An 11,805-nucleotide genomic window follows, 5' to 3' on the forward strand; every position below is an offset into this window, starting at 1 on the left:
GCCGTCAACATCGAGCGCCTCGGTGGTCGGCCACCAGCCGAGGAAACCTCTGTGCCCCGGCTACCGACCGCCTTCCAGAGCTACCTCGACCACCGTGGGATACACCGGCCGAAGTCCTGGCGCACCTTGGGCACCTGACCTCGAAACTCCAAGATCCCCGACAGAGTCAAGCTGAGCTTGATGTTTAACCATGTAGGTCACCCAACCTGCTGATCTGCGGTTGCTCCGGTGACAGTGGCGACGGCCGTTCTCCACGCTTCGAGATGTCGAGTCACGAAGCACGAGAGAACGGCCGTTGCCTATGAGTGTCCCCGTCGACGCCCCCGCAGGTGGCGCGTTGAGTACCTTGTCCCGCTTTCGGGTTGAGTTCTACGACTGTCTCTATGCCCGTGCGGACGCGCTCTTCGACCTGACGGACGCCGTGCTGTGCGCGGATGGCCCGGTCGTCTCGCTGCCCGAACTCACACTGCTCGCCGAGCATCCGCGTGGGCACGGGGCGATGTACGGCGCGTTGAACAAGGGCTGGCTGGAGCCGACCCGGCTGCGCCGGCTGCTGGCCTCCACCCCGCTGCCCCGGGCCGCCGACGGACGGATCGTCTTGGCGGTCGATGTGAGCAACTGGCTCCGGCCGGACGCCCCCACCAGTGCCGACCTACTGTTTTGTCACGTCTACGGACGCGGCCGCAGCACGGACCATATGATCCCCGGCTGGCCGTACTCGATCGTCGCCGCCCTGGAGAGCGGACGGACGTCGTGGACGGCGGTACTGGACGCGATCCGGTTGGGCCCGGCCGACGACGCCCTCGCGATCACCGCCAGCCAGCTCCGCGACGTTGTCGCACGCCTCAAACAGGCCGGACACTGGCAGCCCTGGATGCCCGACATCATGATCGTGACGGACGCCGGCTATGACGTCTGCCGCCTCGCCTACCTCCTGGCCGACCTGCCCGTTGAGCTGGTGGGACGGTTGCGCTCGGACAGGGTCATGCTCCGCGATGCCGGTCCCCGCCGCTCCGGGCCGCGCGGCGGACAACCCCGCAAACACGGCGGCGTCCTCACCTTCGCCAAGCCGGACTCCTGGCACACTCCCGACGCCGTCACCACCAGCGACACCACCCGCTACGGCCGGGCCGAGGCGATGGCCTGGGACCGAATGCACCCCCGCCTGCAGGCCCGTGGCGCCTGGCTCGACCATGAGGGCGAACTCCCCCTGCTCCACGGCACGTTAATCCGCCTGAAGGTCGACCACCTGCCCGGCGGGCGGGACCCGAAGCCGGTCTGGCTGTGGTCCTCACGCACCCATATGACCGGCACCGACATCGACGTGCGGTGGCGGGCGTTCTTGCGCAGGTTCGACCTTGAACACACCTTCCGGTTCTGGAAACAGACCCTGGGCTGGACGACACCGAAGGTCCGCGATCCGCACGCCGCCGACCTATGGACCTGGCTGGTCATCGCCGTGCACACCCAGCTCCGCCTCGCCCGCCCCCTCGCCGAGGACCTCCGCCGCCCCTGGGAAAAACCACGCCCGCCACACCGACTCACCCCCGCCCGAGTCCGACGGGGGTTCAGACACCTCCGCGCGAGAGCCGCGAGACTGTCGCACGGCTCCTGCCCGGTGAAGGTCAAGAGCGGCTCTTGGGCGTGTGATTGACGAGCTTGTTGAGGTTGTGCACCGTGCCGAGGAGTTTGATCTCGGTGTCCACCGCTTGGCGGCCGCGGTAGTTGAGGTGTCGTCCGAAGCGTTGGAAGATCTGGGCGAATCCCGGCTCGACCAGGGCACTGCGTTGACGGTACTGGGACCGTCCTGTTGGGGTGGCGAGGCGGGCCGCCATGTCCTGCTGGCCGGCAGGGGCCTGCTGACGTTTCGCGGGAAAGCCTGCCTGGTCGGCATCGCTGGTGACCGAGACCAGTAGCGGGAGGTCGGCGAGGGCCTCGAAGGATGCGGCGGAAGCGTACCCGCTGTCGGCGAGCCAGAGCTGGATGTCGCCGGGGAGCCGTGCGGCCTGGTGATTTTGCTGGGTCTTCTTCACCATCGGAACGAGGGCCGTCCTGTCCGAGGGATTGTCGTGCGCTTCGATAGCCAGCAAGAACTGACGGCGGGCGCACACGATCTGGATGTTGTATCCCTGCAGGTAGCCGCCGCGTTTGCCGGGAATCAGTCGGGAGTCGGGATCGCTCAGGCAGGCACGGGACTCCGGGGAGGGAGCCGGTCGGGGTGTTCGGGCCCGCTCCAGCCAGGCCCGCATCTTCACCAATCGCGTCCGCTGGCGAACGAGGACGGTCTTGTCCTCCATCGGGACCGGCGGCCGTCCGTTCGCTCCACGACGTCCTGCCGCCCGGTCCTCCCGGACGCGGAGCTCGTACTTCTTCAGCTTCTCCTGGTGAGCCTCGGTCTCGGCGGCCAGGCGCTTCTCCGCGCGAGCCACCATCCGCTTGGCGGCTTCGACCTTGATCCGGATCTCGGTGGGTGATGGCATGGCCCGTTCATGCAGTCTGTCCCTGGCCATGTGGGCCCGGGTGAGCCGGTCGCACAGCCGGGACAGACGAGGCCAGTTGTCGCACGCGTTCTCGCCATCGCCCTGTGCTGCCGAGCCATCGGCCTCGACGCTCAGCGCGTGGTCGACCACGTCCTCCATCAGCGCGTGGATCTCGCTCTCACACTGGGAGATGGTCTCCTCCAGGCGCTGGAGCCGCTGGTTGGCGTCGCGTGATGCGTTCGCCTCCATCGGTGAACCGTCCACGGCCACCGCCGAAAGATCGACCAGGCCACGTCGGCCACACAGCGACAAAACCTGCACGAACAGCGAGTTCAAGGCAGCACGATGGCGTCGTACGAACCGTGCCACGGTGGAGTGGTCCACTCTGCGGTTCGCGGTGATGACCAGACAGCCCACGTCGTCCCAGCAGGCCTGCTCGATGCGGCGGGAGGAACGTATGCCCTTGCTGTAGCAGTACAAGAGCAGAGCGACGAGACTCGCGGGAGTGTAGGCCGCCCCTCCCTGCCCATCGCCGCGGTAGCTGTCCTCGAACGCCGAAAGATCAAGTTGCTCGACAACGTCGAGCAACTGCCAGCACAGATGCTCGGGCGGCAGCCACTCCCGCACATCCAGCGGCATCTCAAGATCACGTTCACGGTCACACGACAAGAAGTTTCGCCCCACCAGTCAAGATTCCGACGCATCCCTGGTCCTCGGAACCGAACAACGAATCGCTCTTGACCTTCACCCGGCAGGAGCCGTGCGACAGTCTCCCGCCCGCCCCGCGGCCGTGCCGAAACTCTCAAAGCCCGGCCCAGGCAGGCCGGTTGGCTCACGAAACCGCAGACCAACCCCGCACTACGAGCCCGGGAAGACCGCGAAACGCCTCGAAACCCGAACGGAATATATCCGCGCAAAACAGGAGCATGGTTAAACATCAAGCTGAGAAGCCGTTGTTCTATCGATGATCGTGGGCGTGAGTTCGAGTGTGGTTGCCCGGCCGGGTGATCTTCCGGGGGCTGGGCATGAAGGCAGGGCCTCCCGAACAGCTCGTGGGTGTCGAATCCATCCGAGCGTCAGGAGACCCTGGTGCTGCAGTCTTTCGTGCTGTCCGCCGGGCCGTCCAACTCGTCTTCCCGGTCGTGTGACTGCCTCGCCCACGTGTGCGGGAATGCCGCCGATCGCCCGAGCCGGGAGCCCCGGTATCCGTCGGACATGACGGATGAGGAATGGGCCGAGGTCCGTAGCGCTCTGCCGGTCCCGGGCTGGCTGGAGGGCCGGGGTGGGCAGCCGGAGGGCTACTGCCACCGGCAGATGGTCGACGCGGTCCGCTACCTGGTCGCGGGCGGTATCACCTGGCGGTCGATGCCGGCGGACTTCCCCGCGTGGGACCGTGTCTACGCCTTCTTCCGGCGCTGGCGCGACAAGGGCTGGACGGCCGAGTTCCACGACCGGCTGCGTGACCGGCTCCGTGAAGCGGCCGGCCGCGACCGGGAGCCGACGGCGGGCATCATCGATGCCCAGTCGGTGAAGGCGGCCGCGTCGGTGCCGGCCGCAACCAGGGGCTTCGACGGCGGCAAGAAAGTCAACGGCCGCAAACGCCACATCGTGGTGGACACCCTCGGTCTTCTCCTGGTCACCGCGGTCACGGCGGCATCCGTCACCGACCGGGAAGCCGGGCAGGCACTGCTGGCCCGGCTGCGCGAGCGGCACTGGCGCATCACGCGCGTCTGGGCGGACGGCGGCTACACAGGCCAGCTCGTCGACGTTGCCCGCAACGTGCTGCGGATCGCGCTGACGGTCGTCAAACGCAGCGACGACACCACCGGCTTCGTCGTCCTGCCGAAAAGGTGGCTGGTGGAGCGGACGTTCGCGTGGTTGATGCGCTCACGCCGCCTGGCCCGCGACTACGAAGCCCGCACCGACAGCTCCGAGGCGATGATCCTGTGGTCGATGAGCATGGTCATGAGCCGCCGCCTTGCCCGGCGGCGACACTGAACACTCCAGGTCGTTCTTCCATCAGCCAGCCGCGGGCGGCAAGGCGTTTGACCTTCGACCGCACACCCTCCACCTTCGCCGGCACAGGCTCAAGCCCTACCGACACCGCGAGTTCCCGACAGTCCATCGTTACGGGATCCGCCCCGCTCCCAGCCGTCAGAGCGTTCATGAGCTGCTGATAGCCCGGCGACAGTACCGAGGCGGTGAGGCCTTCGCGCCACACGGGTACCACCGCCCCCGGCACCGCGCCCACAACCCGCGCCGACCGATCGCAGGCCACTGCGTCCGGTGGCCCCTCCTGGCCTCCGCGAGGCTCCGACAGGACCTCGGCCACCGCTTCACGGGCGATCACGAACCGCTGCCACACCGCCTCGGCCTCCCTCAACTCGGCCTGGAGGACGTCCATCCGCTGCCGAGCGGCACGTTCACGTTCCTCCAGCAACCCCATCACCGACGGCATCAGGCACCTCCACCGAAAAGACGAACCGACACTTCGTCCCTGCCACCCGAAGTCCCACCCCATTCCTGACCAGCAGAAACGCAGTCATCGCACTCGGAAAGACAACGGCTACTGACGTACTACAACGCCCGTAGGCGCCACAGCAGCCTCGACTACCTCTCACCTATCGAGTTCGAACAGCGGCAGACGTGCTGCGCGTCGACTTTCTGGAGCTCGCCCCCCGGGCTCCGTATGGAATCATCTCCAGCAGGCACGGTTACGGCTCCCTGCCGGACGAGCTTCCCCCACTGCCCCACCCAAGCTTCGTTCCCCAGCCGCTTACGCTGTTTTCTGGGTGACGAAGACGAGGGACCACCCCTGTCCGGATGTTCCTTCCAGGTTCCTGTTGTCGAAGACGTCCAGGACGCTGAAACGGTGCCGCTCGAGCGCAGCCAGGCCTTCCTCAGCCGTGGTCGTTCGGAACTCGACGTGGTCGTGTACCTCGTCGCCATCACCGGTGGCTGTGCGCCATACGATCTCGCGGACCAGTTTCTGGCCCAGGTAGCGATGCTGGGCCGCGCCGGCCAGTTGACGAAAAGTGAATGTCCGGGGCAGATCGTGGGCTAGGGCCGCAGGGCGGTTGACGAGTTCAAGCACCATGTAGCCGTTCACATGAGTGTGGGCGTAGAGCCGGCCGAGCGCGCGGTCGAAGTCCTCGTCGTGATGCAAAGCGCTCAGGGTCATGTCCATGCAGGACACCACGTGGAACTGGCGCCACAAGTCGAAGGTGCACAGATCGACCTGATGGAAGGTCAGGCCAGGGTGGCACTCCTTGGCATACTGGATCATGGAGTGCCGGACATCGACTCCGGCGCACTCATCGACGTGGCGGGCTAGCACACTTAGGTCCCGACCGGTTCCACTGCCGACGTGAAGGATTGACTGCGGCCACGACCCCAGGTACTTGGTGGAAATTCGGCCGATGGTTTGGGGTACGTCGCTTCTCAGGCCGGCCCACATCTCGTCGTGGAGAGAAGGTGTGGTCCGAACGAGGGTCCTTACGGTGGGGAACATCAGTCTCCAGATGCTGGGGCCGTGAGCCAGCGTTCCGCCGGGTCCACGGGGAGCGGATCGGGTCGTCGGGTTCAGATTTTGACGGGACCCTTTTGCCAGGCGTGTTGTCTCCTCCCATGCCGTGTCGTGGCGCTAGCGGGAGGAGGCTGTATAGGACAGCTGCGGGCAGCGGATGAGTCGGCGCGCGCGTTCGAGGGTGCGTGCAACGTGGTGCTGTTCGGCGTAGGGGCTCAGGCTACGGATGAGGCGGGCTACCTCCTGGTTGGCCAGAGCCGAGTGGAGGCGTGGGCGGTGATCCAGGAACTGGTTCCAATGGTGGCAGGCCTCTTCCAGGGCGCCGGTGCCCAGGAAGGCATGCGCACAGCGCGCATGGGTGAGTGCGAGTTGGCGGTGCTGTTCGGCGGGTCGACGATTGATGGATGCCTGGTAGGCCTGTTGAGCGTGGGCATGCTCTCCCAGGGCGGTGAGGACCTGGGCTCGCTGGTAGTCCAGGGCGGCTAACGGGTAATATGAGAAGGGGCCTCCTGCATTGCTCACGGCGTGCGCGTTTTCCGCCGCTTTGAGAGCAGATAGAGCGCTTCTGAGATGGTGATGACGTGCGTGAGCGAGCGCTTGCTGAGCGTAGAGGTAGGCTTTCACGCCTCCGGGGGTGCTGCGGTCTACCGCAGCGACAGAGGATTCGGCGAGGGCATACGCATAGCCCGTTTGCTTCAGGAGCGTGGCTAGGGAGCTGAGAGCACTAAGGGAGATTGCCGCCTGATCGCTGCTGCGGGCATGATGGGCGAGACTGTAGGAAATGCCATAACATCGTCGTGCGTGTGAATGCTGTCCGGCATCGAGATGCATGGTGGCCATCAGATGCGCCAGTTGGGCAGAAACATGAAATAATTCACGGTTCTCAGGAAATTTATAGAGTAGGGGTGTCACGTATCCCTGTAGGTACTGGCTAAGCATGTTGCAAAGGTTTCCTCCACCATATTTTGCGTGCATCTCAGCGAAGATTCGAACCGTCTCGGTCATCTCTGCGTACGCCACGGCAGGGTTGCCGCATGTGCTCGCGGGAGGAGCCGAGCTGCCGCCGATGCTGCTGGCCTGGTGATGTGCAGGTGAGCGGCGGGAGGGGACCAAGTAGCCGTCGGAGCAGGTGAAAGGCATTTCGTGCGCACTGACGGCGAACAACTCGCGCACAGCAGCTGAGGGTTCTTGCACCAGGATGAGGGGCCTGTGTGGTGCCGAGGGCTTGGTTCCCAGCCCGATCTCAATCTCGGTTACCGGCCTGCCCAGACGCTTGCTCAGCGCCTGGATGACGAGGCCGGCGGCGGGCGTCTGGGGGAGGGCTCCGGCCAGCCAGTGCGACACGGAACTCCCGGAGTAATTCACGCGTAGCTGCTGTGCCCTGCCGAGGGAGTTCACGGCATGCGCGAGGTCGGCATGACGCCAGCGGGCTTCCATCCGGAGGAGGCGCGAGAATGATTCATTCCTCGACGAGACGCTGGACATAGCCTCTCCTAGTCCGGGGTCCGGGGACGGGTAGGCGACACACGGCCAGTAGTGGATTCCGTCTGAGCTGGGATCCATCTAAGCGTGTGTTGCTCAGGCAGGGCTCATCTAACAGTGCCCTCGATTGGGCGAGGCAACAGGGCGACTTTCGTTCCTGGGTACATATTCAGCCGTCGCGCGCAGGGCAGACGCCAATGTGGACCTGGTGCGTAAAGAGCGCACGTTCCCCAGGAGCAACACGCGGAGCAAGGGCTACACAGTTGAATTCTTTCAAGCCAAATCCGAAGTGCTATCCAGCCATCATCGGGTGGCACAGAACGGCCGAAAATCCCTGCCGGGCGCTCGGGAGGCGAACCAGAAGTAAACGAAGTCAACCTAAGTAGTGCCGAGTGGGTTAAGACTCAAAGGTTTGTCTAATTCATTCGAGATCCGCGTCAAGCCTTGACGACAGCTGGCTACCCGGGCTCAATGTCCCAAGGATAAAGAGATTCCTCAGGTGTCGCCGTCCGTGCGAGGAACAACAAGCCCTGGGGCTCACGAAACGACCGATGCATACGCCGCCGCGACCGCCGTCGGCGCACACCCACGCATACACCGTCCGCCCTCGGCCGCTCGGTCACGCCCAGGCTTTCCGAAGGCATCCCACTCCCCGAAGCGTACGTTCAGCGAGAGGCTGCCCATGCGCATCGCCATCGTCGGGGCGGGTCTCACCGGTCTGGCACTCGCCTGGCTGCTGGAACCCGACCACGAAGTCCAGGTCCTCGAGTCCAGCGTCGCCGCGGGCGGCAACATCCACTCCACCGAAGTACATGTAGGCGCAAGCACGGTCATCGCAGACCTCGGAACACAATACCTTCCGGTCCGCGATGACTCCTGCTCCCTCCAGCTCCTGAAGGCACTGGGTCTAGCGAGCAACACCCTCACCCCCGTCCCCGCCACCGTCACAATATGCGCCACCACGACCAGCCCGCCCCTGCTGGTCAGCCCACACCAACCACACGAACGCGTCGGATTCCGTACCCGCAGAGGAGCAGAGGCGTGGCAGGCGTACCGAATCTTCCTTGAGGCCGCCGCCTTCCACCAGCGCTTCGGGAGTTGGGCCAGCCCTCTGTCCCGACTCCTTGACACACTGCCGATCCGCAGCGAGATCAAGTGCCAGGTCATCTATCCCCTGCTCACCCACAGCACCTCCTGCGAGTACAAACTCGCCCGCGACCTGTCCGCACGCGCCGCCAGCGAACCACCACTCGTTGCCGCCCCCCACATCCCGGAACACCTCTCGACGTGGCTCACGCTCGCCCAGGGCATGGGACAGATAGCCCGCACCCTGCAGACAGCACTCAAGGCTGGCACCTTGCGCACTGGCGCAAGGGTGACAGCACTTCGACGCCACGCCGAGCACTACGACCTCATCCAAGCCGACGGCACCGCCCGAGCCGATGCCGGGGTGCTCGCCATACCGGCGCCTCAAGCCCTGGACCTTCTCGCCACCCTCCCCGGCACCATCCACCTACAGCACCACCTGGCCAGATTTCCCTACGCCCAGGCCACCGTCGCCCTCCACCAAGACCCCCGAATCATGCCCGCAGACCGTCGCTTCTGGTCAACCGTCAACATCACTACCGCAGGCGAACTACCTGCGACGACCCAGTGGTACAACCCCGCCCCCGGAGCCGACCTCTTCAAGAGCTGGCTCACCCCTGATACCGAACCACCCCGACACATACTCGCCCGTCGATCGTTCCAACACTTCCTCCCCACCACCGACGCCATCCGCGCCCGCAACGCCCTGGCCCCCCACCAGGGCCGCGGCAACCTCTATCTCGCCGGTAGCTACCTAGCCACTAATGACAGCCAGGAAAGCGCTGTTAGATCTGCCCTCGCAACTGCCGGCGCCATAGGCCTGAGCACGTCCAACACCCGAGCCGATGTCCTGCGAGCCAGATGAGCAAGGCCATCCGCGTCCAGGATCCCACCGGCCAGATCACGACGGAGCCCCCATGAGCTTTCAGCCGGACATGACCGCACCTCCGTGCCAGACCAACGCAGAGCCGAACAACCCGGCCGACCAAGCACCCTATTTGTGCAAGGACAGTCACATCCAGGCACTGGCCCAGCTCAGCAACCACACTCGCATGCAGCTCGAGACAACGGCTTACCGACTATGCACCCTTACTGCAGGGGATCCAAGGCCCAAGGCGAACCTCTGGGCCCTCGTACACGCGCTGGTGCACCTGCGCCGCACCGAGACCAACCAGTATTGCATTGAAACCCACCTTTCAGAACTTCGAAGGTCTTGTCCTCCGACCCGAACTCTTTGGCAACGGGCGCAGGACTGCGCGCATCCCTTGGGCCAACTCGTCTCTATCACCGGAGAGGACAACGCTGGGCCTGTCGTTGCACGTATCACGCTTCCTGCCCTCGACGAGCCCCGCCTGGACACCTGGTACCTCGTCTCCGTCCGCCGTCTGGCTCGCTCCCGTGCACATGGCAGCGACGAGATCGAACCCGTGCACTCACGGCTTCCGCGTTGACCAGTTGGCGCGAGAGGGGAGTGTCCGGGACTGTAAAAGGAACGGGTCTGTCACGTAGTCGGTGGTGACGCCGGGTAGCCGCCCGTGATCATGATCTCGTGATGGATCTCAACTCCCCGGTGGGAACGGCGTTTTCGGGGTTGTCGGTGCTGGTCGTCGAGGATGTGGCGGACGGCGGCGACTCGGTCGTGGTCAAGGCCCGCACCCGGCACGTCGCGGTGCCGTGTCCGGTGTGCGAGGCGCCGACGGCGAAGGTGCACGGCTACCACCATCGGACGGTGACGGACGTGCCGGTCGATGGTCGCCGGGTCGTCGTTCACCTGCGCGTACGGCGGCTGGTCTGTCCGGTGCTTGGCTGTCGCCGGCAGACGTTCCGCGAGCAGGTTCCCGGGCTGCTGGAGCGTCATCAACGCCGCACGGTGCGGCTGACCGCCCAGATATCCCAGGTGGCACGGGAGTTATGCGGCCGAGCGACCGTGCGCCTGGCCGGCCTGCTGGCCATGCCCGTGTCCCGCAGCACCGCGCTGCGCCATCTGATGCGCCTGCCGCTTCCCGAGCAGGCCGTCCCGCGGGTGATCGGCGTGGACGATTTCGCCCTGCGCAAGCGCCACCGCTACGCCACGACCATCACGGATGCTCAGACCGGCCGGCGCATCGCGGTCCTACCCGACCGCGAGATGGCCACCCTGAAGTCCTGGCTCAAGGCACATCCCGGCATCGAGGTGGTCTGCCGGGACGGCTCGGCCAGCTACGCCGAGGCCATCCGCCGCGCCCTGCCCGAAGCGGTCCAGGTCAGCGACCGATGGCATCTGTGGCGAAACCTCTGCGACAAAGTCCTGCTCGAAGTCCGCGCGCACGCCGGGTGATGGGCCACCAACAACCCGCCCCGGCCCGGCGGAGTCCGCGAACAGACCACCCGTAAACGCTGGAACAAGATCCACGATCTCCTCGGCCAGGGCGTCGGCGTGCTCGACTGCGCCCGGCGTTTGAACCTAGCCCTGAACACCGTCAAACGCTACGCCCGGATGCCCGAACCACACGCCCTGCGCCTCACCCCCGCCTACCGGCCCACGCTCGTCGACCCCTACCGCGAGCACCTGCGCGACCGCCGCAAGACGGACCTGGCAGTGCCGGTCACCCACCTCCTGCAAGAGATCCGCGAGTTGGGATACACCGGGAGCGCCAACCTCCTGGTCCGCTACCTCAACCAGGGCCGCGCCGAAGGCGATCGCCCGGTGATCACCGCACGCCGGGCCACCCGGCTGCTGCTCACCCACCCCGACAATCTGCGCCCGAAGGACACGACACTGCTAGAGAAGATCGCTGCGGCCTGCCCGGAAATGACCGCTCTCACGGAACTCGTGCGCGGCTTCGCCGCTCTCCTGAAACCGGCCGCGAGCAACGACATGCAGCTCCAGCTTGTCGTAGCGCGTCGCGATGCTGCGGGCCTGTTTCAGCAGGCCGATCCGATTCTCGACGACGTGTCTGGCCTTGTGTTTTTCGCGGTCGACGGCAGGTGGCCTGCCGCCCGCGCTGCCGCGCCGACGCCGGTGGCGGGCCTGGTCACGCTTCTCCGAGATGGTGTGCGGGATCTGCCGGAGCCGCAGGTACTGGCGGATCGCGCGTGAGGAGGAGGCCCGGTCGGCCAGCGCGTGAAGGGGCCGGGTGCGTGGGCGGCCGCCGGTCGGCGGTTTTGGCGCCGGATTCCTCCCACGCCTTGCAGTCGTTGCGGTTTCCGGCGAGCGGCCGGCCGACCACGACGACCAAGCGGGTGTCGGCG

The 11,805-nt window shown here is 65.9% G+C and carries 6 protein-coding genes and 3 pseudogenes; 4 read left to right on the forward strand and 5 right to left on the reverse strand.

The window, feature by feature from the left end:
• Positions 1-301: 301 nt before the first annotated feature.
• A pseudogene (locus ABT160_RS44965) lies at positions 302-1,627 on the forward strand (NF041680 family putative transposase); the annotation flags it as partial.
• On the opposite strand, the gene ABT160_RS44970 reads toward ABT160_RS44965, so the two are convergent.
• Positions 1,626-3,119, reverse strand: coding sequence for a transposase (locus ABT160_RS44970; RefSeq protein ID WP_351655666.1), 1,494 nt, complete (start codon positions 3,117-3,119; stop codon positions 1,626-1,628). The pseudogene ABT160_RS44965 and the gene ABT160_RS44970 overlap by 2 nt on opposite strands.
• A gap of 450 nt (positions 3,120-3,569) precedes the next feature.
• Here ABT160_RS44970 and ABT160_RS44975 point away from each other — a divergent pair, with 450 nt between their 5' ends.
• Complete coding sequence (locus ABT160_RS44975; protein ID WP_351655669.1) at positions 3,570-4,478, forward strand: IS5 family transposase; 909 nt, start codon at positions 3,570-3,572, stop codon at positions 4,476-4,478.
• Here ABT160_RS44975 and ABT160_RS44980 read toward each other — a convergent pair.
• The 3 genes from ABT160_RS44980 to ABT160_RS44990 all read right to left on the reverse strand — a co-directional run bounded on the left by ABT160_RS44980 (position 4,444) and on the right by ABT160_RS44990 (position 7,491).
• Entirely contained in the window at positions 4,444-4,938 is a 495-nt protein-coding gene (locus ABT160_RS44980) for a hypothetical protein (protein ID WP_351655672.1), read from the reverse strand. The genes ABT160_RS44975 and ABT160_RS44980 overlap by 35 nt on opposite strands.
• A 318-nt stretch (positions 4,939-5,256) precedes the next feature.
• A complete protein-coding gene (locus ABT160_RS44985) occupies positions 5,257-5,991 on the reverse strand; it encodes a class I SAM-dependent methyltransferase (RefSeq protein ID WP_351655675.1) in 735 nt (244 codons plus the stop codon).
• A gap of 132 nt (positions 5,992-6,123) precedes the next feature.
• A complete protein-coding gene (locus ABT160_RS44990) occupies positions 6,124-7,491 on the reverse strand; it encodes an NsdA family TPR-like regulatory protein (RefSeq protein WP_351655678.1) in 1,368 nt (455 codons plus the stop codon).
• A gap of 679 nt (positions 7,492-8,170) precedes the next feature.
• On the opposite strand from ABT160_RS44990, the gene ABT160_RS44995 reads away from it, so the two are divergent.
• Both ABT160_RS44995 and ABT160_RS45000 read left to right on the forward strand, forming a co-directional pair.
• On the forward strand, positions 8,171-9,439 hold the full coding sequence (locus ABT160_RS44995; protein ID WP_351655680.1) for an FAD-dependent oxidoreductase: 1,269 nt from the start codon (positions 8,171-8,173) through the stop codon (positions 9,437-9,439).
• Between the two features lie 684 nt (positions 9,440-10,123).
• Positions 10,124-11,476: pseudogene (locus ABT160_RS45000) on the forward strand (ISL3 family transposase); the annotation flags it as partial.
• 235 nt (positions 11,477-11,711) lie between these two features.
• Here ABT160_RS45000 and ABT160_RS45010 read toward each other — a convergent pair.
• Positions 11,712-11,805, reverse strand: a pseudogene (locus ABT160_RS45010) (IS5/IS1182 family transposase); the annotation flags it as partial.

The organism is Streptomyces sp. NPDC001941 (genome assembly GCF_040296945.1).
Lineage (GTDB): Bacteria > Actinomycetota > Actinomycetes > Streptomycetales > Streptomycetaceae > Streptomyces.

Bases quoted from the DNA above. Each gene is read 5' to 3' on its own strand.
- ABT160_RS44970 (WP_351655666.1), bottom strand. From the start codon at position 3,119: ATGCCGCTGGATGTGCGGGAGTGGCTGCCGCCCGAGCATCTGTGCTGG.
- ABT160_RS44980 (WP_351655672.1), bottom strand. From the start codon at position 4,938: ATGCCGTCGGTGATGGGGTTGCTGGAGGAACGTGAACGTGCCGCTCGG.
- ABT160_RS44985 (WP_351655675.1), bottom strand. From the start codon at position 5,991: ATGTTCCCCACCGTAAGGACCCTCGTTCGGACCACACCTTCTCTCCAC.
- ABT160_RS44990 (WP_351655678.1), bottom strand. From the start codon at position 7,491: ATGTCCAGCGTCTCGTCGAGGAATGAATCATTCTCGCGCCTCCTCCGG.
- ABT160_RS44995 (WP_351655680.1), top strand. From the start codon at position 8,171: ATGCGCATCGCCATCGTCGGGGCGGGTCTCACCGGTCTGGCACTCGCC.